General features: G+C 67.0%; 19 protein-coding genes and 3 pseudogenes. 13 read left to right on the forward strand and 9 right to left on the reverse strand.

The window, feature by feature from the left end; translation table 11 throughout:
• Positions 1-67 precede the first annotated feature (67 nt).
• The gene (locus HUV06_RS00835) at positions 68-1,009 is read left to right on the forward strand and encodes an aldo/keto reductase (RefSeq protein ID WP_217433580.1); all 942 of its coding nucleotides are present in this window, start codon (positions 68-70) and stop codon (positions 1,007-1,009) included.
• A 117-nt stretch (positions 1,010-1,126) separates the two neighbouring features.
• Here the strand turns inward: HUV06_RS00835 and HUV06_RS00840 are convergent, their stop codons facing one another.
• The 3 genes from HUV06_RS00840 to HUV06_RS00850 all read right to left on the reverse strand — a co-directional run bounded on the left by HUV06_RS00840 (position 1,127) and on the right by HUV06_RS00850 (position 4,596).
• Complete coding sequence (locus HUV06_RS00840; protein WP_174299375.1) at positions 1,127-1,885, reverse strand: hypothetical protein; 759 nt, start codon at positions 1,883-1,885, stop codon at positions 1,127-1,129.
• A gap of 891 nt (positions 1,886-2,776) precedes the next feature.
• On the reverse strand, positions 2,777-3,715 hold the full coding sequence (locus HUV06_RS00845) for a zinc-binding dehydrogenase (protein WP_174299376.1): 939 nt from the start codon (positions 3,713-3,715) through the stop codon (positions 2,777-2,779).
• A 17-nt stretch (positions 3,716-3,732) separates the two neighbouring features.
• Positions 3,733-4,596, reverse strand: coding sequence for an alpha/beta fold hydrolase (locus HUV06_RS00850; RefSeq protein ID WP_174299377.1), 864 nt, complete (start codon positions 4,594-4,596; stop codon positions 3,733-3,735).
• Between the two features lie 188 nt (positions 4,597-4,784).
• On the opposite strand from HUV06_RS00850, the gene HUV06_RS00855 reads away from it, so the two are divergent.
• From HUV06_RS00855 to HUV06_RS00875, 5 genes are all read left to right on the forward strand, one after another.
• Positions 4,785-4,970 (forward strand): DUF1427 family protein, encoded by a 186-nt coding sequence (locus HUV06_RS00855; protein ID WP_174299378.1) that lies wholly within the window; start codon positions 4,785-4,787, stop codon positions 4,968-4,970.
• Positions 4,967-5,527, forward strand: a complete 561-nt coding sequence (locus HUV06_RS00860) for a VOC family protein (protein WP_174299379.1) — start codon at positions 4,967-4,969, stop codon at positions 5,525-5,527. The genes HUV06_RS00855 and HUV06_RS00860 overlap by 4 nt, the downstream gene beginning before the upstream one ends.
• A 67-nt stretch (positions 5,528-5,594) precedes the next feature.
• Positions 5,595-6,410: a sugar phosphate isomerase/epimerase gene (locus HUV06_RS00865; protein ID WP_256429983.1), complete on the forward strand. Its 816-nt coding sequence runs from the start codon at positions 5,595-5,597 to the stop codon at positions 6,408-6,410.
• 107 nt (positions 6,411-6,517) lie between these two features.
• Positions 6,518-7,396, forward strand: coding sequence for a transporter (locus tag HUV06_RS00870; RefSeq protein WP_174299380.1), 879 nt, complete (start codon positions 6,518-6,520; stop codon positions 7,394-7,396).
• Positions 7,397-7,476: 80 nt separating this feature from the next.
• A complete protein-coding gene (locus tag HUV06_RS00875; protein WP_174299381.1) occupies positions 7,477-8,406 on the forward strand; it encodes a LysR family transcriptional regulator in 930 nt (309 codons plus the stop codon).
• A 618-nt stretch (positions 8,407-9,024) separates the two neighbouring features.
• Here the strand turns inward: HUV06_RS00875 and HUV06_RS16125 are convergent.
• From HUV06_RS16125 to HUV06_RS00900, 5 genes are all read right to left on the reverse strand, one after another.
• Positions 9,025-9,255: an alpha/beta hydrolase-fold protein gene (locus HUV06_RS16125; protein ID WP_254600806.1), complete on the reverse strand. Its 231-nt coding sequence runs from the start codon at positions 9,253-9,255 to the stop codon at positions 9,025-9,027.
• A 60-nt stretch (positions 9,256-9,315) separates the two neighbouring features.
• Entirely contained in the window at positions 9,316-10,425 is a 1,110-nt protein-coding gene (locus HUV06_RS00885; RefSeq protein ID WP_174299382.1) for an S-(hydroxymethyl)glutathione dehydrogenase/class III alcohol dehydrogenase, read from the reverse strand.
• Positions 10,426-10,653, reverse strand: coding sequence for a DDE-type integrase/transposase/recombinase (locus HUV06_RS16545; protein ID WP_174299394.1), 228 nt, complete (start codon positions 10,651-10,653; stop codon positions 10,426-10,428).
• A gap of 137 nt (positions 10,654-10,790) precedes the next feature.
• The gene (locus HUV06_RS00895) at positions 10,791-12,491 is read right to left on the reverse strand and encodes an ATP-binding protein (RefSeq protein ID WP_174299383.1); all 1,701 of its coding nucleotides are present in this window, start codon (positions 12,489-12,491) and stop codon (positions 10,791-10,793) included.
• Between the two features lie 8 nt (positions 12,492-12,499).
• Positions 12,500-14,014, reverse strand: coding sequence for an ATPase domain-containing protein (locus HUV06_RS00900; RefSeq protein ID WP_174299384.1), 1,515 nt, complete (start codon positions 14,012-14,014; stop codon positions 12,500-12,502).
• Positions 14,015-14,183: 169 nt separating this feature from the next.
• On the opposite strand from HUV06_RS00900, the gene HUV06_RS00905 reads away from it, so the two are divergent.
• On the forward strand, positions 14,184-14,387 hold the full coding sequence (locus tag HUV06_RS00905; RefSeq protein WP_174299385.1) for a hypothetical protein: 204 nt from the start codon (positions 14,184-14,186) through the stop codon (positions 14,385-14,387).
• A gap of 34 nt (positions 14,388-14,421) precedes the next feature.
• Here HUV06_RS00905 and HUV06_RS00910 read toward each other — a convergent pair whose 3' ends face one another.
• Positions 14,422-15,765, reverse strand: a complete 1,344-nt coding sequence (locus tag HUV06_RS00910) for a M20/M25/M40 family metallo-hydrolase (RefSeq protein ID WP_174299386.1) — start codon at positions 15,763-15,765, stop codon at positions 14,422-14,424.
• Positions 15,766-16,111: 346 nt separating this feature from the next.
• On the opposite strand from HUV06_RS00910, the gene HUV06_RS00915 reads away from it, so the two are divergent.
• From HUV06_RS00915 to HUV06_RS00935, 6 genes and pseudogenes are all read left to right on the forward strand, one after another.
• Positions 16,112-16,639, forward strand: a complete 528-nt coding sequence (locus HUV06_RS00915; protein ID WP_174299387.1) for a hypothetical protein — start codon at positions 16,112-16,114, stop codon at positions 16,637-16,639.
• A gap of 93 nt (positions 16,640-16,732) precedes the next feature.
• Positions 16,733-17,698: a GSCFA domain-containing protein gene (locus tag HUV06_RS00920; RefSeq protein ID WP_174299388.1), complete on the forward strand. Its 966-nt coding sequence runs from the start codon at positions 16,733-16,735 to the stop codon at positions 17,696-17,698.
• A complete protein-coding gene (locus tag HUV06_RS00925; RefSeq protein ID WP_174299389.1) occupies positions 17,695-19,365 on the forward strand; it encodes a Stf0 family sulfotransferase in 1,671 nt (556 codons plus the stop codon). The genes HUV06_RS00920 and HUV06_RS00925 overlap by 4 nt, the downstream gene beginning before the upstream one ends.
• A gap of 253 nt (positions 19,366-19,618) precedes the next feature.
• Positions 19,619-20,117 (forward strand): annotated as a pseudogene (locus HUV06_RS16550) (NAD(P)H-dependent flavin oxidoreductase); the annotation flags it as partial.
• Positions 20,118-20,150: 33 nt separating this feature from the next.
• Positions 20,151-20,261: pseudogene (locus HUV06_RS16555) on the forward strand (glutathione S-transferase C-terminal domain-containing protein); the annotation flags it as partial.
• A 236-nt stretch (positions 20,262-20,497) separates the two neighbouring features.
• Positions 20,498-20,686, forward strand: a pseudogene (locus HUV06_RS00935) (integrase core domain-containing protein); the annotation flags it as partial.
• Positions 20,687-20,881 lie beyond the last annotated feature (195 nt).

Consider the following 20,881-nt stretch of genomic DNA (forward strand, 5'->3'; position numbering starts at 1 on the left):
GATGACGAGCGGGTCGGTAAGAGGTAGCCTCATGAAGACGACACGTCTCGGTGCGAATGGACCACAGGTGTCGCGGCTCGGCGTCGGTTGCAGCCGCATGTCGGCTCCACCTCGCGACGATGCAGAGAGCATCGCCACTCTCCATGCTCTGCTCGACGCGGGTGTAAACTTCCTCGACACCGCCGACTTCTATGGCATGGGCCACAACGAGGCGCTCATCGGTCGCGCCATCAAGGATCGACGGGATCAGGCCTTTCTGAGCGTGAAGTGCGGCATGATGCTGTCGCCGACCGGCGCCTTTCTCGGTCTCGATGGTCGGCCGAGCGCGGTCAAGAACTTCTGCGCCTACTCGCTCCAGCGATTGGGCGTCGAGGTCATCGACCTGTACCAGCCGGGACGACCCGATCCGGCGGTTCCTTACGAGGAAACGATCGGGGCCGTGGCCGACTTGATCAAGGACGGCAAGGTTCGCTATCTCGGCGTTTCGGAAGTAGGGGCGCACGATCTAAGACGAGCGCACAGCGTGCATCCCGTCGCGGCCCTGGAGATAGAGTACTCGCTAGCCTGTCGCTTTATCGAGGACGAAATCCTGGTGGCCGCCCGGGACCTCGGCCTGGCCCTGGTGGCCTATCGCACCCTGGCCGACGGGTTGCTGAGTGGGGCGGTCACGGAAGAGCCGACCAGGGGCCCGACCGTCCATCTGACCCCGCCCCGTCTCAAAGGTGAAAACCTGAAGCATAACCTGCAAGCGATGGTGGCTCTAAGGGACATGGCCGCCCAGAAGGGACGAACGCCGGCGCAGCTGGCCTTGGCCTGGCTCCTTAGCCGGGGCGAGGACGTCATCGCCTTGATCGGAATGCGGCGTCGTTCGCGGCTCAGGGAAAACCTCGAGGTGTTGGATATCGCCTTCGACGCGGAGGAGCTCGCCGGCCTGGATCGAGCCTTTGGACCAGGTGCTATAGAGGGGGAACGCTACCCGCCGTTCGTGATGAAATACGCCGCGCGATGAGCGCGGAGGCGATCCAGGCTAAGCGTCCGCTCCCTGATCCTTCGCACCCGGCCAAGCCTCACCTCCGTTTTGTCGAGCTCGTCCGGCAACCACGGAGGCGCGGGACGCATGCAGGGTTTACGGATTAGCGGCTTGGTAGGTGAAGCCGTAACTATGGGCCCGGTCTATGGCCGGAGAGGGCGGCCCACCTTTCAGTATGCCCTTGAAAACGGCCGGAACGTCGCTGGTGGCGATGCGGAGCAGCATCAGGTAGCGCGGGCTGGTCTCGGACGCGGGACCGAACTGCACCGGGCTGCGCACGCCCCTCTGTCCACTGACCACGCCGGGATTGGCCAAGAGCTCGGGAAGGTGGACGGCGTCGTACCAGCTGTTGAAGCTGTCGTCCTGGCCCGTGACCACAGAGTGGAAAGCCAAGACGGCGTAACGGGCGGCGACGCCCGGCTTCGCGCCGGCAGGCTCGCCGCCCACACCGTTGATCGGCGGACTGAGCGCTCTGTAGGTCGCCGTCGTCACGGTCGCGATCTCCGGCCCAGGCCAGGCGTCGCCCGCGTCTCCGAGCCGCGTCACAGCCTCGGCGGACCTCTGCGCCTGAGCTGTGGCGAGCGTGTAGAGCACCAGGTCGCGAGGAGTGTTCATGGGCGCGTGGCGAAGCTCTGGACCTGGGACGTAATGCTGCACGCCCATGACGCCGGGAGCTTCCGTCGCGCGATCTGTGTGTCGCCGGTCGGCGAACCAGCGGGCGTAGGCCGCCTCGCGGCCGGGCCGCGGGTCGCTAAACACGAAGAAGAGGTAGACCTGCTTGGCGGCTATCGGCTCCGCCGCTCGGGTCGCCGTCGCTCCGCCAAGACCGAGCAGGCTGACGAGGCCTGCAACCACGCCTGTCACCAAAAGTCTGCGCGTCGGTGTAGTTAAGGACATTGATTCATTCCGAATCCGAGTGGATAAAGTATTTGTCGGAAATTTCTGGTCTCATCTCTGTCATTTTGCAACGGCTGGCGGCGAGTTCGGCGCTGCGATCGTCACCCACAAGGATGATTTTGTCAGCGTAGAGTGAAGGCTTCCCGAGAAAAGCTCCGCAGGGCGCCTTATCACCGACCCTTCGGCTTCCCGGTTCAAGCCTCTGCTTTTCAGAACGGCCTGGAAACTTATCGACCTGGTCCGGCCGTTCCCTACCATGCCGACTGCGTCGCGAGGACGCCTCTCATCGAACAATGGACGCCAGCGATCGATGCGCCTGAGACCCGCCCTGGTGCTGACCGTTGCTGTGGCGGGATCCGCGGCCGCCGCTGAACCTGCGCTTCGCTTCCAGGTCCCGGCCACCGTGTCGCCCGAGGCGGCCAAGGCCCTCGGCGCCATCTACGCTGTGGCGTCCGCCAATCCGCCGCACTCCAGGCCGACGTCGCTGCAGGATTGGGATCGTCGAAGGACGCTCGCGAAAAGCGCATGCTGCCCGCCTCCAAGGCGTTCTTCAAGCGTCACTTGAAGCCCGGGCCGTCTTCAGCCAGTCGATGTAGGCTCCCGTGATCGGTGGTCCTGGAACCCTGGAGTGTTCGTAGGTCAGGGTCTGGGGCGTGCAGCAGGGCGCGTCCTGCGGGTGGACGAAGACCACCGCCGAGCGGGCGTCGAGTTTCTCACAAATCCAATCCGTGTAGACTCCATAATCTCTCCTCCTGGCGCGAAACAGGGCTTGAAAGATCCGTCTGCGAATAAAGGCTGAAATATATCGTCGTGACACGAGGAAGCTGCCGTTCGAACGGTCGTGTCGAATCAATTTGCGAGCACAAGTCTCGTCGTTCCACTTGCCTTCTGGCGCATCCATGCCTCCGAGAAGTTCGACAAGGGCATCACCTCGTAGTCCAGCGTGATCTCGCCCGCGATAGCGAGCCGGCAGAGCTCGGCATAGGCCTGCGCTTGCAGGGCGAGCGGCGTGTGGTAGTAGGCGAACCCCAGCACGTCGAGGGACGCCCGCCGCGCGGTCTGGGCATGCAGGTGGATACCGGGCGCCAGTCCGGAGCCGACCTGCACCATGCGTCCGCTGTGGGCCATCACACCCAGCGCCGCTTCGGCCGGCGCTCCGTTCAGGTAGTCGATAACCACGTCGACGCCCGCGCCCGCCACCTCCCGGTAGGCCTGGGGCAGGTCGGTCCGGTCCAGCCGGACGATGGCGTCGGCGCCTTGCGCCAGCGCGCGGGCCAGCGCGTCTGGCCGCCGTCCCGCTGCGATCACCCGTCCGGCCCCGAGCCGCCGCGCCGCCGTTACAGCGATGGATCCGGTCACGCCCGTGGCGCCCAGGATCATCACCGTCTCGCCGGGCTGGAGCCGAGCCCGCCAGGAAAGCGGCAGCCAGGCCGCCAAGCCCGCGTTGCCGATGGCGGCGGCCAGCGCGTCGGGCGTATCCTCCGGCACCGGCAGGCCGTAGCCAGCGCGCAGCAGCGTGCTCTCGGCCATGGACCCATGAGGCGCGACAAGGCTCACCGCATTGCACCACAGCCGACGCCCATCAGCGGCGCGCACCACCGCCTCGCGCCCGACCACGAAAGGCCGCGCCTCCGGGGCCAGGTAGTGGCGCCCTTCCGCGGTGGCGACGTCCAGGTTGGTCAGGGCGGCGGCCAGCACGGCCACCACCTCCGCCTCCGATCCGCCTCGCGGCTCGGGGAAGCTGGTGTAGTGCGGCGGCCCTGGCGGGTCTGCGATGACGGCCCTCATGGCGGCGCTCCTCCGGCTCAGGCGGCCAGGAAGGAAAGGAGGCGTTCGGCGAACGCGTCCGGCGCCTCTTCGGGGATGTAGTGGCCCACCCCCGCCATGGCCCCGCCCTGCGTCTGCGGCGCCTTGGCCTTGAGGGCGGTATAGAGCGCCTCGCCCACCCCGCCCTCGCCGCCAAGCGCCAGCACCGGCATGCTGGGCGCGGCCGCCGCCTTGTTCTGCGCAATGCTGTGCAGAAGCGCGCGGTAGTAGGCGAAGCCGGCGGCCATGCGCCCCGGGCGGCTGTAGTTCTGGACGTAGTGGTCGAGATCGGCCTCGCCGATGGCGTCCTTGACCATCGTCTTGCTGCGGAACAGCCAGTCCAGGAACGCGCGCTCGCGGCCCTGCGTCAGGAGTTCCGGCAGGTCGTCCACGGCGTTGAAGTAGAACTGGAACACCTTGGGCGCGGCGGCGAGCGGCAGGGCCGCGTCCGCGGTCACGCCTGGGATGGCCGCCTCGGTCAGGACCAGGCTCTCCACGGCTTGCGGATGGCGGGTCGCCCAAGCGTAGGCTACCCAGGTCCCCACATCGTGGCCCACTAGGGCGAAGCGCGCGATCCCAGCCCCGGCGACGGCGGAGGCGAGCAGGTCGGCGACGTGGCCGGTGTCGTAGGCCACGCCCTGCGCCAGCAGGTCGGACCCGCCCATGCCCGGCAGGTCCAGCGCCAGCGCGCGGTAGCCGGCCTCGGCCAGGATCGGCTGCACGCGGCGCCAAGCATAGGCGGTCTGGGGCCAGCCGGGGACCAGAAGGACGATCGGGCCGTCCGCCGGCCCGGCCTCGTGGGCGGCGATCTTCAAGCTCCCGGCCGCGGTGAGGGTCACGAGGCGGATGGATTGCGCGGCCATGGCGATCTCCGGGCTGGTCTCACCTGCCAAGGCGGGCATGCCCTGGGGACGGCTCAATGCAGGATGATAGTCCCGGTCCAGCGGCGATGGGCTTGCCTGTTTCGCAAGACCCGCTTGCGATCTTGGCGATGAACGGCCGTCGCTGCGCGGGCTAGGTTGCAACCTCCTGTCGGACGGTGGCGAATACCATGAAGGCCTTCCTGCTCTCCTTCCTCGTGGGCCTCCTGGTGGGCGTGCTTTATGCGGCGTTGCGGGTGCGCTCGCCCGCGCCGCCGCTGGTGGCGCTGACGGGACTGCTCGGCATGGTGCTGGGCGAGGCCGCTTGGCCGCGGGCGATGGCGGCGATCGGCGCCCTGCTCGGAGTGAAGGCATGAAGCTCGCGCCGCTGGCCCTGAACCACGTCGGGATCACCGTGCCCGACATCCACGCCGCCATCGACTGGTACGGCGAGGTGTTCGGCTGCACCCACATCATGGGCCCGCGGCTGCTGGAGGCGGACGCCCGGGCGACGGCGGAGACCGGCGCGGTCTTCGGCCCCGACTTCCGGCGCATGCTGCAGGCGCACCTCCTGACGGGCAATGGCGTCGGGATCGAGCTGTTCGAGCCGCTCGACCCCAGGCCGCTGCCCCCCGCGGAAGGCGTGGACTACCGCCGCCACGGTCCCTGGCACGTCGCCCTCACCCATCCGGACGTGGAGGCCATGGTCGCGCGCATCGTGGCCCATGGGGGCCATAGCCAGACCGAGCCACACGCCTTCACGCCCGGCCGGCCCTGGCGGCTGGCCTATGCGCGAGATCCGTGGTGGACCACCCTGGAGATCGTCTCCCACAGCTACGCGGAGATGTTCGCCAACTGGCCCCAGCCCGGCGCGGAGACCACGCCGACCCTGGTGGACCGGGCGGAGGCGGCGCGCCTGCGCGCCGGGGCGTGAGGGCGTGTTCTTCGCCCTCAACACGTTCCTGTGGTCGCCCCGCTTCTAGGCGCGTCACCTGCCGCTCCTGGAGCACGTCAAGGCGCTGGGCGCCGACACGATCGAGCTGCAGCGGAGCGGCTTCGAGGCGGACTTCCCGGTGGACGCCATACGGCGCGAGCTGGAGCGCCTGGACCTCGGCTGCACCCTCTCGACCTCGCCGCCGCGCCCGGAGCTCTGCCTGCTGCACGAGGACGCCGACGCGCGACGCGCCGCGCTTGGCTACCTGCGCGAGGCGATAGGCGTGGCGCGCGACCTCGGCGCCGGCCTCGTCGTCGGCCCGCTCTACGCCCCGCCCTGGTGGTTCAGCGGGGCGCGCGCCACGCCGGACCAGCAGCGATGGGCGGTCGAGGGCCTGCAGGCGCTCGGGCCAGACCTGTGGGCGGCCGGCGTGCAGCTCGCGCTAGAGCCGATGAACCGGTTCGAGACCTTCTTCCTGAACACCGCGGCGCAGGCGGTCGCGCTGTGCGCGGCGGTGGACCACGCCCAGGTCGGGATGATGCTCGACACCGCCCACATGGCGGTCGAGGAGACCGATCCTTGCGCGGCCATGCGCGCCGCCGGAGGCTGGCTGAAGCACCTGCATCTGCCCGAAACGGATCGGGGGACGCCTGGAACGGGGCGGCTGATCGACTGGCCGGGGCTGTTCGCCGCCCTGGCCGACATCGGCTACGGCGGCTGCTGCGCCATCGAGAGCCTTCCCTTCGAAGATCCCGAGGTCGCCCTGAAGACGCGGAGCTGGCGCGACCTCGCCCCCTCCACTGACGATCTCGCCCGTGACGGTCTCGCCTTCCTGAAGCGCACCTGGCGGGCGTCGCTCGCGTCCAAGCACCCGACGCCCTGATGCCGATTGCGCGGGTGAAACGAGGGACCTGTCCGCCGTCGCGGTCCTGGCGCCGGGATCGGCGAGCCTGCGCGATCCTGCCGCTTGGTTTCAGCCTTGCGCTGGCCTTGGGGCCGCGGGGCGCCGACGCCGGCCAGACCGAGCCGCTGCCGCCGCTGGACCTCGGCCAGACCAATATCCTGGACGGCGAGGGTGGCCCCGGCCGGCTGCTGGAGATCATCACCTTCGGCTCCGGTGCGAGGCGGCTGGCCGACGCGGACGGGCGCAGCGTCCCTGGAGACAACGACCAGCAGATCATCTCGGCCGTCGCGCACCCGATCCTGGTCTCCCCCGCCTCCGTCCTGGGGGCGCACCCCGGCGTGGAGGTGCTCGTCCCGGTCAGCCATGTGAACAACGGCTTCGCGGCGAGCGGCGCCGGCCACGACACCGGACTCGGCGACACGACCGTGGAGCCCTTCCTGGAGTGGTCGAGCCCCCATCCGAAGGCCGGGACCGTCTCGGCCCGGCTGGCCCTGGGCGTGATCGCGCCGACCGGCGACCACCATGCGGCTGCGGCCGTCAACACGGGCCAGGGCGGCTGGCAGGTCTCGTTCTATCTCGCGGTGACCTGGCGCGTCTCCTCCCGCTGGGAGTTGAGCGCCCGGGCGATCTACGACTGGAGCGGGTCGGCGAGGGGACGGTCTGCGGCCGGCTCACGGCGGCGCCTGCAGGCGGGCGATCAGTTCGCGCTGAACGCCTCGGCTTCCTATGCGCTCACGCCGGCTTGGCGGGCCGGGCTCGGCGGCTACCTGCTGCACCAGATCGGGCCGGCCCGCGTGGACGGCGTCTCCATGCCCGACAGCCTGCAGCGGGTCTTCGCGCTCGGCCCGGTCGCCCGCTGGCAGGTGGGGAGGACGGCCATCCTGGTCGCCGCCTACGGCGAGTTCCAGGCCCGCAACCGGCCCGAGGGCATGAGCGCCAACGTCCGCCTGCAGCATCCCTTCTGACCCGCGGGCCGGACCCCGGCTGCAACGGCGCCGCTCCGGTCGCGTTGACGGACGGGTCGGAGCCGAGGGGGCCGGCGCACATGGCCGACGAGGTCAGCGATCTTCGCCTCTTCACACGCATCGTGGCGGCCGGCAGCCTCTCGGGCGCGGCGCGCCGGGCCAACACATCGCTCACCTCCGTCAGCCGCAGGCTGTCGGGCCTGGAGAATCGTCTGGGCGTGCGCCTCATCGACCGGGGCTCGCGCAAGTTCACGCTGACCGACGAGGGGCAGCTGCTGCACGAACGCGCCGTGCCTATCGTGCAGGCCCTGGACGCGGTGGCAGCCGAACTCAGCGCCCGCTCCAGGCCGCCCCAGGGCCTGCTCCGCGTCAGCGCGCCCCATGAGATCGGACGCCGCCAGATCTCAGGCCTGTGCCGGGCTTTCGCCGAACGCCACCCCAAGGTCCGCATCGAGCTCACCCTGACGGACGTCCGCCCGGACATCCTGGAGACGGAGCTGGACGTCGCCATCCAAACCAAACGCCCCTTGGAAGGTGAGGTCGTCTACCGCAAGCTCCTCAGCAGCCGGCGGGTGATCTGCGCGGCGCCCTCCTACCTCCTGGCCCGGGGGCGGCCCAACAGGCCGGAGGACCTGGCGCACCATAACTGCCTCTGCGTCACGCGGGGCGCCCGCATCTATGACCAATGGACGGTCCGGGGGCCGCAAGCCCCCGTCAAGGTCGTCGTCTCCGGATCGCTGACCAGCAACAATACCGACACGATCCACCGCTGGGCGCTCGACGGCGCGGGCGTGGCGATCAAGGCGCTGTGGGACATAGAGGACGACCTGCGCGCCGGCCGGCTGGTGGAGCTCCTTCCCGCCTTCGCCTGCGACGACATCCACCTCTACGCCACCCACTTCACCCGTCGACACGTGCCCCCCCGTATACGCGCCTTCATCGATTTTCTGGTCGAGCACCTGCCGACCCAGGGCGCCGAGGGGCTTGAGCCCTCCAGGCTCCTCGCCTGATCGCGGGAAGCCAAAACACTTCCGTTGCTTCGCAACGTCCCATCTCGAGCCAAGCCAAGCGAGAATGAACTCTAATCCATGCCTCATCTCCGATAGCGCCGGAGCCCAGGCCATCTTAGACGCGGTGCGCAAGCGCTGGGCCCGGCTGGAGACCCTGTTTGCTGACAGCGCCTACAACCGCAGCAAGCTGATGGACAGGCCGCCTTACACGACTTCTTCATCGGAATCGTCCGCAAGCCCTGCCTTGAGGCGCGCAACCACGAGCGGCGCCTCGACATCTCCGAGTCTTTCATCCGCGCCGCTAGACTCTCGGACAAAGAGGGAGCAGCTCTGATCCTCCGTACCGTCGAGATGGAAGAAAACACCACCGTGCGAGTGCCGCGCGGCTTTGTAATCAGAAGGTCGAGGGTTCAAGTCCCTTTGTGGGCATCCTACGCAACGAGCATCTATAAGGTGCCCCGCCGTTCTTAAGCTCCTCTTAGAACGGCATACTTGCGCGTAAGGGCCTGTCGCATCTTTGGCGGCTCGCGGCCAACGAAGTGGGGAGCGTTCGGCTGGCGCAGCGCGCGCCTGCCCTCCCAGAGTGAGAGCGCGTCGAAGCAGGCGCCGAGGCCAAAGTCATGGGCCCTTGCGGGTCATCCGGAACGCCCTCGCGCCGGGCGAGGTGTCAAGGGCCACGAAGATCAGCCCGAGCTCGGCGCAGGCGGCGCGGTGCTCACCCTTCTCCGTGACGTTGGCGTGGGTGCAGGTCAGGCCGGACAAATACCAGACTACCGGCGGCTTCTCGCCCCGGGCGTGCTCCGGGACAAAGGCGCTGAAGGTTATGGGTCTTCGTCTGGACGCTCCCATGACGATAGACGCCCTGCACGCCCCCGTGCCCCCGGACCTGGGACCCGGTCTCCAGCTCCATCAGTAGACCACCACGCTGCGGATGCTCTCGCCGGCGTGCATCAGCTCGAAGCCGCGGTTGATCTCCTCCAGGCTGAGGCGGTGGGTGATCATTGGGTCGATGGCGATCTTGCCGCCCATGTACCAGTCCACGATCTTCGGCGTGTCGGTGCGCCCGCGCGCGCCGCCGAAGGCCGAGCCCTTCCACACCCGCCCGGTGACCAGCTGGAACGGGCGGGTGGATATCTCGCGGCCGGCCTCCGCCACCCCGATCACCACCGACACACCCCAGCCGCGATGGCAGCATTCCAGCGCCTGGCGCATCACCGTGGTGTTGCCGGTGCAGTCGAAGCTGTAGTCCGCGCCGCCGTCGGTCAGCGCGACGAGGTGCTGGACGACGTCGCCCTGGATCGTCCCGGGGTTGACGAAGTGGGTCATGCCGAAGCGGCGTCCCCACGCCTCCTTCGAGGGGTTGAGGTCCACGCCGATGATCTTGTCGGCCCCGACCAGCCTGGCGCCCTGGATGACGTTCAGCCCGATGCCGCCGAGCCCGAACACCACTACATTCGAGCCCGGCTCCACCTTGGCGGTGTTGACCACCGCGCCTACGCCGGTGGTCACGCCGCAGCCGACGTAGCAGGCGGTGTCGAAGGGCGCGTCCTCCCGGATCTTCGCCACGGCGATCTCGGGCAGCACCGTGTAGTTGGAGAAGGTCGAGCAGCCCATGTAGTGGAAGATGGGAGAGCCCTTGTAGCTGAACCGGCTCGTGCCGTCGGGCATCAAACCCTTGCCCTGGGTGGCGCGGATGGCGGTGCACAGGTTCGTTTTGCGCGACAGGCAGCTTTTGCATTGGCGGCACTCGGGCGTGTAGAGCGGGATGACGTGGTCGCCGACCTTCACGCTGGTCACGCCCGCCCCGACCTCGCGCACCACGCCGGCGCCCTCGTGGCCCAGCACGCTCGGGAACAGGCCCTCGCTGTCCAGGCCGTCGAGCGTGTAGGCGTCCGTGTGGCAGATGCCGGTGGCCTTGATCTCGACCAGCACCTCGAAGGCGCTGGGCCCGTCCAGGTCCAGCTCCACGATTTCGAGTGGGCGTTTGGCCTCGAAGGCAACGGCGGCGCGGGTCTTCATCTAGTAACCTCGTATGACTGCGTGGATCGGTCGTGAGCAAGGCCGGTTGTCGGCCCAGCGGCCGATCTCCTGATGGTCGGCTATGCCGACCTCCTTCAGGGCGGCCTTGTAGGAGCGCAAACCATCAGTGGTGATCGCCTTAGGCGGGCCGTGCCGCTTCTGGGCCTTCTTGATGAACTTTAACGCTGCGGCCTTGTCCCGTTTCTTGGTGACAACATCAGCGTTCAGGGATCCAACGAAATCATGGCCGGAGGCGTCTTGGAGCTGTCGGCCTTTGAAGTGGCCAGCGGCGACACCTTCACCCTTTCCAGCGCTTACGGGAGCGCCAGCCTCTCCGGCTTCACCCTGTCTGGCGGATCAGGCGGTCAACTCGTGGCTGACTTAGCCCAATGAGAGGCTCCCGACAGGCTGTTTTGGACGACTTGCTCGAGCCGTTCCGCCAGCGCGCCTACGGAATAAGGCTTCTGCAATAGCTCAAAGCCATGGGTGCCTTCCTGAGCCACGACATGGCTATAGCCGCTGGTCAGCAGGACCGGCAGTGTGCGGAAACGGTCTCGCAGTATTCGCGCCATGGTCAAGCCATCGATGCCAGGCATCATGACGTCGGAGAAGACGGCGTCGAAGCCGTTTGCGTCGGCGCCCAGATAGGCGAAAGCCTCCTCCGCATTGGCGGCGCGGGTCGGGCTGTGGCCCAGGTCAGCCAGCATCTCCACGGCGAATCGTCCGACGGCGTCATTGTCCTCCACGACGAGGACGCGAAGGCCGGCCCGCGGTAGGGTCGTGCGTGCAAGCTCGACCACCGGCTCGATCCGCGCGGTGCGCCGCCCGGAGGTGCGGGGCAGATAGAGCCGGAACGCCGTGCCCTTTCCCGTCTCGGACAGCACCGTGATCTCGCCGCCGGACTGCTTGGCGAACCCGAACACCTGGCTGAGCCCCAGTCCTGTACCCTTGCCCACCTCCTTGGTGGTGTAGAAGGGCTCGAAGATGCTGGGCAACTGCTCGGCCGGGATACCGCAGCCGCAATCCGACACGGTGATGGCGACGAAGTCGCCGGTGCTTCCCGCGTGGCCGCGCACCGAGGGGACGTCGACCACCGCTTCGATCCGGAAGGTGAGCTTGCCCTCGCCCTGCATGGCGTCGCGCCCATTGACGGCAAGGTTGATGAGCGCAGTCTCGAACTGGCTGACGTCCGCCTTGGTGAAACAGGGGATGGCGGCGGGCTGGACCTCGATCTCGATCCGCGAGCCGACGAGGGGGCGCACCAGCTCGGCCACGCTCTCCACCTGGGCGCCGACATCGAACTCCACAGGCACGAGCGCCTGCCGTCGCGCAAAGGCCAGGAGCTGGGCTGTGAGCTTCGCGGCGCGATCCACGGTCTGCGAGATGGCGTCAACGTAGCGGAGCCGCCGGCTTGCGGCGATGTCGTCACGGCGCAGGAAGTCCACCGAGGATCGGATGATCGTGAGCAGATTGTTGAAGTCATGGGCGACGCCGCCCGTGAGCTGGCCCACAGCCTCCATCTTCTGGGACTGGACCAGCACCGCCTGCATCCGCTCTCTCTCCTCGATCTCGCGCACGAGACGAAGGTTGGCGCGGGCGAGATCGGCCGTGCGCTCCTCGATGCGCTGCTCGAGGGTGGCGGCGAACTGCCGTCGCTCCTCCAGGTGTTCGCGCGCGACGTACTGCCGGCCTCGGGCGCGCAACGCAGAGCCGACGCCTCGTTGTAGCGTCTCCGCGCTTATCGGCCGTTCGAAGATCACGATGTTGCCCAGATCGGCCAAGGTCTGCTGCGCCGGGGCCGGCCGAGGACCCACGCGCTGGGCCGCCAGCACGATGATCGGAAGATCTGACCAGGGCGGCTGATCCCGGAGCCAGGTCGCGAACCCGGCTAGAGTCTGTCCCCCGAGGGCTTCCTCGGTAACGATGACGGCGCCGGCGCCTTCAGCCACCCGCGCCTCCAGATCGGCGACATCGGTGCAGACGTGGATCGTTCGATCCCTCAACGTCTGTGCGATGACCGAGGCGTCACGACCCCGAGGAGCCAGGATGAGGACGCGATTATCCATGTCCGTGTTCAACTGGGAGGCTCGAAGGCACGAGGCTCTGTCGGCAGCATCGCCAGCCGGCCTCTGTAGGCCTGCACCCCGGCCATGACGCCCTGGAAATCCGTCAAGGCTTCCCCGACCCGAACCCCCGATGGGCCCAGACGGAACTCACGAATCGTTCGCTCATGAGCACTGGCGCGGCTCTTGACGACGGACAAGGCGGTCAGGATCTGACCACTGGCTTCGAAAAAGCGGAACAGCAGGATTGTATCGCTGAGATAGCTCAGGTCCACGTCTGTCCGCATGTCGCCGACCAAGCCATGCTGGCCGAGCACCAGCAGTGTCGCCACGCCGAGCTGGTTCAGATAGTTCAGGAGTTCGTGCATCTGCAAGAGGAGGTACTTTTCGCCCGGCATGGCCTGAAGGTAGGCGTTCAGGCTGTCGATGACGACGAAGGCGGCTTGATCATCGGTGACCGCGCGCCTCACCCAGCTCGAGAACTCACCCGGCGAGACCTCGGCTGGATCGATCTGGCGGATGGCGAGCTGGCCGTTGTCGATGAACGGCCGCAGGTCCATCGACATCGCCTGGGCCCGCGCGAGCAGTGTCGTCAGCCCTTCGTCGAACAGGAAGTAGGCGCAGTTCTGGCCCCGCTCCAACGCGCTCAGGATGCATCGTATGGCCGTGGTGGTCTTGCCTACCCCGGACGGACCCATGAGCAAGGTGTTGGTGCCGCGCGCGAGGCCGCCGCCCAGGAGCGTGTCGAGCTCGGCCGTCCCGGTCGACAGGAGCGCCGGCTCGAAATCGCGGCGGTGCTCGGCTGCGATGAGGCTTGGAAACACCTCGATGCCGCCGGTATCCAGGGAGAAGTCGTGGAAGCCGCCGCGAAACTTAATCCCGCGCATCTTCACCACCCGAAGCCGGCGCCTCTGCGTCCCGAAGTCCTGAGCGATCTGCTCCAGGGTTATGACGCCATGGGCGATGCTGTGTAGCTGAAGATCGTTGCCGCTGGAGGTCTGGTCGTCCAGCAGCAGCACGGTGCAGGTGCGGTTGGCGAAGAAGTGCTTCAGCGCCAGGATCTGGCGGCGGTAGCGGAGTGGATTTTGTGCAAGGAGCCTCATCTCCGAAAGGCTGTCGAACACGACGCGCCGAGGCCGTTCCGCTTCCACGCGGGCCATGATGGCGCGCGTGGTCTCTCCCAGCTCTACATCGGACGGATGGAGGATCGACTGTTCGGCGTCCGGGTCCAGCCCCGCCTCGTTGACCAGTTCGTGGATCGACAGACCTTCCAGCGACCAGCCGTGAGAGGCGGCGACGGCGCGCAGCTCGAACTCGGTCTCCGAAAGGGTGATGTACAGCCCCTCTTCTCCGAGTTCCCGCCCCTTCAGCAGGAATTGGAGCGCCAGGGTCGTCTTTCCCGTTCCGGGCGTACCCTCCAGGAGGTAGATGCGCGATGGCGTCAATCCGCCGCCGAGTATGTCGTCCAGTCCGGTCACGCCCATGGGAGCCCGGTCGGCGCTCGCGGCAGCCTTGGAAGTCAGCATGATCTATCCGTCGGTCAGACACGCCCAAAACACCCGACGCGCTCTCAGTCCGTTCATAGCAAATGGTGTCGGCGGCGCTACGTTGCTCGTACATCCATCTTAAGGCGTAGCTTCAGCCCGGAAATCGGCGAGACGCAATCCGGTCGCGGCGCTTGCCGGCTCCTCTGCGGTGGCTCAGACGCGCCGGCCTGCGCCGGCCAGGGATGCGCCGGCTCCAGCCTCCGCGGGCGGGGCCGCATTGCAGCACATGGCGGGCTTTTCCGCCCAGCAGATCACCGGGGTGTCCATCTCCCACAGCGGCCGCGTCTTCGTGGACCTGCCCCGTCGGACGGTGGACGTTCCAGTCGCTGTTGGCGACGTGAGAACGGCATGATCACGCCCTTTTCCGGATAGCGACGCCGTAAGACCTACCGGGTCAAGATAGGGAGAAGAGCCAGGTAGTAGTCTACCGACGGCGGGATGGTGGCGATCGGCGTTCTTTCGTTCAAGCCATGGCTGAAGTCTTCCGACTCCTTGATGAAGACGGGACTGGCGCCGTAGCTCGGGACGTCGTGGTATCGGAACCACATGCTATCGCTGGCGCCGGACGCCATGCTGGGGAAGACCGGCACGCCCGGATAGACGCTGGCCATCGCGGTCTCCACAGCGCCCGTGAAGTCAGGCCGCATGGGCGAGGCGGCGGTGGCGACCGAGCCTTCCGTGACGTCCCGGAAGCTCACGGCAGGATCGTCGGCCACCTTCTGCAGCTCGGCCATGATCGAGGCGCGCGGATGACCGGGAAAGATGCGGCAGTTGATGTTGGCCTCGGCCCGCTGGGGCAGGGCGTTCTCGGCATGGCCGCCGCTGACCAGGGTCACCACGCACGTGGTGCCGATCTTGCCCACCGTGGCCGGGTTGGCCGTCAGGGTGGCGATGGCGTGGCTGTCCCGCGGGTCGGCGGCGAAGGCCTTCATCGCCGCGCCCGTCTGCGCGTCCTCGTACTTGGCCGCCTGGACGAAGTAGGCCCTGGTCAGGGGGCTCAGCTCCGGCGTGAACTGGTGATCGTGGATGCGCAGCAACGCCGCCGCCAGTTCGTCGATGGCGTTGAGCCTGCGCGGCTCGGAGGAGTGGCCGCCGGGATTGGTGACGGTGAGCTGGAAGTCGGCATAGGTCTTCTCCGCCCCCTGCCAGGTGAAGTATTCGGGCGCGCCGGTCTGCTCGTTCAGCGAGCCGCCGCCGCCGTCAATATTGAGCACCAGATCGGCGTTGGAGAGCTTGTCGGCGATGATGGCGCTGGTCTTCATCACCGTCTCCTCGTCGCCGGAGAACTCGATGATGATCGTGCGGCGGGGGCGATAGCCCTCGCGCTTGAGCTCGATGAGCGAGGCGATGGCGATCGTCCCGTCCAGCTTCATGTCGGTGGCGCCGCGGCCGAACAGGTAGCCGTTCTCCACCACCGGGGTGAACGGATCGCGCTTCCAGTCCGCAGGCCTGGCCTCGACCACGTCCATGTGGCCGGAGATCACGAGCGGCTTCAGGCCAGGGTTGGCGCCGGGCCAGCGCGCGACGAGATAGGCGGTGTCGCCGACCGGTGTGATGCTCACGTCGGAAGGCGTGAAGCCGCCCTGCACCAGGGCCGTCCCATAGAGCGTGGCAACCTGCGGCGTCTGGTTTCCAGGCCCGGCCACCGAGCGCAGGGCGATGGCCTTCTCGGCCAGGTCCAGCGCCTGGGCGTCGGCTTGCGCGTGCTGTGCTGGCGCAGCTTGCGCCATGGGCCCAGTCAGGAGCAGCCATGATCCGAAGCCTGCGAGGAACCGCCTTATGCAGATATCCGTCATCGTGTAATCCCCCACTCGTCACCGATCTGACGCTAGCAGCCCCGGGTGATCTAGTCTCGCCCGGGCGCGAGGTGCGGGTGTGTGGTGATCCATAACCGAGTCCAGCGCGTTGTCGCCTGCAACCGAGCGTGCTTTTAGATCGGGAGCCCTGAAGCGTCCTCGCTGTGCTCAGTCGCTCCGGGATCTCCGGTTCCAGACGCTTACCGTGTGGCATTCCCGGCGGGAAAAGGCCGATCCGCTCACGTCGACCCTCCTGCACACCACGGGGTCAGGCGATGACGTGTCCTTCGGCGCCGACGACGGAGCCGCACCAGCGGGCGGAGTGCTCGGCCCGGCCGGGGTGACCGGTTGGGCCGCGACCGCGGCCGCTGACGCCTGCAGCAGCGCAGCTGTTAAGATGATGGACTTCCACATCGCGCTCTCCTCTTCGACCGGAGCCGGTAACACGAGAGCGGCGAGCCTCCGCCGCCGCCGGACACGCCGGCCGGATTTCGCCATCTGGCGCCCATCTAAGAGGCGGCGCTGCCTGGGATCGGCGTGCACAAGCGGCACGGCGTGGCCGTCGCCTCTCGCCAGCGCGCTCGCTCAGCACGACATCGCCCTCACCGGTACGGGCTCCATCATCCTCTCCGACAACACCGCCAACCTGATCGAGGCGGTCAGCTCCAAGGACATCCTGGTCAACGACGGCGATACGATCTCCGGCGCGGGCGCCATCGGCGGCGGCCCATCGGCTCCTGACGGGCTCGCCTTGAGCCGCGAGAGGCTGTCCAAGTCCGTGGGCGCCCTGGCTGCGCTTGCGTCATAGCCGATCATCTGAACTCATGCGCCGGAGGCCAAAGGCAGTTTGTCATCCTCGCCTGCCCGTCGGCCGAACGGTTTGGAGACCAAGCTCTTGCGGGTGCCTGCCATCGACGTCGAGAGGGACGGACGCGTCGCCCAGTTTCACGGCTCATGGTATCGCGGCGAGCACACGAACTTCATCCCGTCCAAGGCGGATCTGAAAGAGCCACTCGCGCTGGACAGATACGTCCTTGCGGGCTGGGAACCGCCGGCGCCGTTCATCCGCAGGCAATCGTGCGTCCTGGCCTTCGGCAGTTGCTTTGCAGCCAACGTCACGAAACATCTTGCGCGCCGGGGCTACTCGGTCCTCGGCAACGACCTGACGCTGCAGACACACATAATCCGTTTCGCGGAAGGCATGGTCAGCACGCACTCCATGCTCCAGCAGTTCCAGTGGGCGTTCGAAGGGCGCCAGTTCCCACCCAACATCTGGATCAGCAAGGACAAGGAGATCGCCGATCTCACGCCCGCGGTCCGCGACCAGACACGGCGGCTCATAGAAGCCACCGACGTCTTCGTGCTTACGCTCGGCCTCTCCGAGATCTGGTATGACAAACCGTCCGGCGAAGCCTTCTGGCGCGCCATACCGAAGGCCTTCTACGACCCGGAGCGCCACGGCTTCAGGGTCTCGACCGTGGAAGAGAACAGCCGGAACATCCGAGACATTCTCGACATCATCGCTCGCGCCCGACCGGGCGCGAAGGTCGTGCTCACCCTTTCCCCCGTGCCGCTGATGGCCACCTTCCGGCCGATCTCCTGCATAACCGCAAGCTCCGTCTCCAAGGCCATCCTTCGTGTCGGGATAGATCAGGTGATGTCCGAGGCGAGACCCAACGTCCACTACTTCCCGAGCTACGAGATGGTGCTGTCGGCCTACGACGCGCCGTTCCAGGAAGACAATCGCCACCCTCGCGACGAGATCGTCAGCGAAGTCATGGATGTCTTCGAGAGGTTCTACTGCTTGTCTGACGATGGATTGCGAGGCGAGGGCGGCGACGGCAAGGCCCGTTCCGGCGCTGCATGACCACGGGTCCGGATACCGCGCTCGTCTTCACGACGATCGAGCGGCCGCAGTGCGCCCGGCGGCTGATCTCGTCCGCTCACGACCACCACCCGGAGCTTGCCATCTACGTTCTGGAACAGTCCGACGTCGCGACGGCCCTGGAGGCGTTCTGTACGGACCTCGGCGCGACCTATATCCGGCTGCCCTATGACGCCGGGGTCTCCGTCGCCAGGAACGCAGCCACTGCGGTCGTGAGGCAGCCCTATTTCATCATGGCCGACGATGATTTCGTCATCGATCGCCCGCTGCCCATTGAGACCGCACGGAGGTTCCTCCTCGCCATGCCGGACTTCGTCATGGTCGGCGGCGACCTGGATGAGCCGTTCAGACCGTCCAAGGCGAGGGCCAGCCTTACAAGCCACCGGGGCCGCAATATCGCCATCGACCAGACCGGCGGCGGCGTCATCTTGATCTCAGCCGAATTCGCGGGCAACGAAGCCATCTCGTTCGAGAACGAGACCTTCTATCCTTGCGACATGCTTTCGCAGTGGGGCCTGTGCGACACTGAACGGTTCCGCAGCCACGGCCTGCAGTGGGACGAACGTTACAAGACCGGCGGCGAGCACATCGATTTCTTCCTGTCGTTAAAGCTCAACGGTTCGGCGGCCCGCTTCGCCTACTGGTCGGGTTTCCGTTGCCTGCACGACCAGAACCGTCATGAGCCGTATCAGGTCCTCCGGGCGCGGCCAGATTGGCTGGAGCAGTTCAGGCTGAAGTGGGGCCTCAACTATCAGTACACGGTCGGGGGAGGCCTGCGGCGTTTCGACGAGACATGGGGCACTGGCCGTTCGCCGGAGACCCCCGTCGCCCCGGTAGCAAAGCGGCGATCCAGACCCGTCGGCAAGGCCGCCAAAGCTGAGGCTCGAGACGCCAGAGCTTTCGCTCCGCAGAATAGCCTGGCCGGGGTCATGGATCGGGCCGAGGGGCCTTCGCCCTTCCGCACGATCGGTACGAAGCTGATCGTGGCCTGCTCATCGCGCACCGGCAGTTCGCTGCTCTGCCAAGCCCTTGCGCCTTACGGCGCGCGCATGGACGAGTTCTTGAACCCGCGCCGCCTCAAGGATTTCATGCCTGAGGCTTCCACCGCAGATTTCCATGAATACATCAGCAATCTTATCCGGCCCGTTTCGACGGCGTTCGGCATCAAAGGCGGGCTGCACATGATGCGCACGCTGGCCTTTTTCGGAGAACTTCCCGAACATATCCCGGAATGGAAGTTCGTCTTTCTTACCCGGGAGCAGGTGTTGAGCCAGGCTGTTTCCCTCTCGATTGCAGAGAAAAGCGGCGTGTGGCGGCAAGGTGACGTTGAAGAGGCGCCGCTGGATGAGCTTGTCTATGACAAGGCGGCGATACAGAAGAACATCAGCGACATCCGCCGCGTCAACGCGACATGGGAAACGTTCTTCGGAGCGTACGGCATCCAGCCATTGCGAATGACGTATGAGCGCCTCACGTCGGACATACCAGCAAGCGTCGAGCATATTGCTGACGCGCTGGGCCTTTCCCGGAATGACCATCAGGTTGACTGGACGACGATAGATCTTCCTGCACAGCAACGCACAAGGCTACATCGTGAGTGGAAGCGAGAGTTCCTTCGGGATCGCGCTGAAACAAGGAGCGGCGACTGAGCGGCCCGTGGTCTTGGTTGGCGCCGACCTGCGCCATCACGGCCCTGTCCTTAGCGCACAGCCTGATAAGGGCTGCCGCCACATCGCTGAAATGAGCCGGCAGGCGAGGAACTGCGGGTTCTGCCAAAGAGCGCCGAAGTCACGGCTTGCTTCGAGGCCCACGACGCCGGGATCATGTTACCTGAAGGCTTCTTGCAGACGCTCAAGGGGGGCTCGTCAGGGTAACCAGCGACAGCGGGTGAGCGGGCGCAAAGTGGTTGCGGGCGCGGGCGGCCACGCCGGCCGGCTTTCGCCTTTCGCCTTTCGCCCTGGTTCAGGAGCTGCGAGCCTGGTTCGACGGGCCGATCGCGCTCTCCGGCGCCATCGCCAGCGGCCGTGCGATCCTGGCCGCCCAGGCCTTGGGCGCGGACTTCGCCTACATCGGCTCGCTCTTCATCGCCACGGCTGAGGCCAATGCGGCCGAGGGCTACAAGCAGATGATCGTGGACAGCTCGGCGTCGGACATCGTCTATTCCAACCTGTTCACCGGCGTGCACGGCAACTACCTGCGCCCGTCTATCCTGGCCGCGGGCCTTGATCCTGAGGGCGACGTCAGCCAGATGAGCCTCGGCTCGGGCGGCGCCAGCAAGGCCAAGGCCTGGCGCGACATCTGGGGCTGTGGCCAGGGCATTGGCGCGGTGGACGGCGTGGCCCCCGTCGAGGAGGTGGTGGGCCGGCTGGGGCGCGAGTACGCTCAGGCAAAGGCGTCGCTCGACGACGTCTTCACGCCTCAAGCCTTCGCCCGCCGGCTCGAGCCGATGAGCCGGCGGCTCGCGGAGAACGACTACCTTGCCGCCAGCCGGTTCACGCTGGCCGACGTGTCCGTCGCCTACGCGCTGGGCTTCGCGGACTTCCTTGGCGAGGCTGGAAGCTTTCCTTCTGCCGTCATCGACTATCGCGCCGCCTCGCTGCGCGTCCCGCCTATCGGCGCGCGTATGCGCTCGCGCCAGCCGCCTGATCCTGACCAAGGACGTACCTATGGCCGATTCGCCGATCCCTCACGCGAAATCCGCCTCCGGTCACGCGCGGAGTGCGCGCCGAAGCCCGAGAACTTCGCCCTCGCCGAAGCGAGCGCCCCTGCGCCCACACACGGCGCCTCTGGCGCAGCCTCAAGTACGAGTGCGTCTACCTGCACGCCTTCGAGACCGGCTCGGAGCTGCGCGCCGGGCTCGGGCGCTGGATCGCCTGCTACAACTCCGTCAGGCCCCACTCGGCGCACGGCGGCAAGACCCCTGACGAAGCCTACGGAACAGCCCGGCAGGACATCGGATTGGCAGCGTGAGACAGACCTGAACCTATCTTAGCCAAGCCGCCAAACTGTCCAACAGAAAGGGACCATCTCAGTCCTTCTACCATCAGTCTGTGTGCCGACATGCGTCTGATCTGACAATGCCGCTGAGGGTGCCGACACACCGGGTCAGAGACGATCTTCCGTCTGGATAGTCGGGAGATCATCCACATGCCAAGTTCGCTCTGA

Source organism: Caulobacter sp. S45, assembly GCF_903642205.1.
GTDB lineage: Bacteria > Pseudomonadota > Alphaproteobacteria > Caulobacterales > Caulobacteraceae > CAHJWH01.

Coding starts and splice junctions, on each gene's coding strand:
- HUV06_RS00845 (WP_174299376.1), bottom strand. CDS start 3,715: ATGAGGGCCGTCATCGCAGACCCGCCAGGGCCGCCGCACTACACCAGC.
- HUV06_RS00850 (WP_174299377.1), bottom strand. CDS start 4,596: ATGGCCGCGCAATCCATCCGCCTCGTGACCCTCACCGCGGCCGGGAGC.
- HUV06_RS00855 (WP_174299378.1), top strand. CDS start 4,785: ATGAAGGCCTTCCTGCTCTCCTTCCTCGTGGGCCTCCTGGTGGGCGTG.
- HUV06_RS00860 (WP_174299379.1), top strand. CDS start 4,967: ATGAAGCTCGCGCCGCTGGCCCTGAACCACGTCGGGATCACCGTGCCC.
- HUV06_RS00875 (WP_174299381.1), top strand. CDS start 7,477: ATGGCCGACGAGGTCAGCGATCTTCGCCTCTTCACACGCATCGTGGCG.
- HUV06_RS16125 (WP_254600806.1), bottom strand. CDS start 9,255: ATGGGAGCGTCCAGACGAAGACCCATAACCTTCAGCGCCTTTGTCCCG.
- HUV06_RS00885 (WP_174299382.1), bottom strand. CDS start 10,425: ATGAAGACCCGCGCCGCCGTTGCCTTCGAGGCCAAACGCCCACTCGAA.
- HUV06_RS00895 (WP_174299383.1), bottom strand. CDS start 12,491: ATGGATAATCGCGTCCTCATCCTGGCTCCTCGGGGTCGTGACGCCTCG.
- HUV06_RS00900 (WP_174299384.1), bottom strand. CDS start 14,014: ATGCTGACTTCCAAGGCTGCCGCGAGCGCCGACCGGGCTCCCATGGGC.
- HUV06_RS00910 (WP_174299386.1), bottom strand. CDS start 15,765: ATGGCGCAAGCTGCGCCAGCACAGCACGCGCAAGCCGACGCCCAGGCG.
- HUV06_RS00925 (WP_174299389.1), top strand. CDS start 17,695: ATGACCACGGGTCCGGATACCGCGCTCGTCTTCACGACGATCGAGCGG.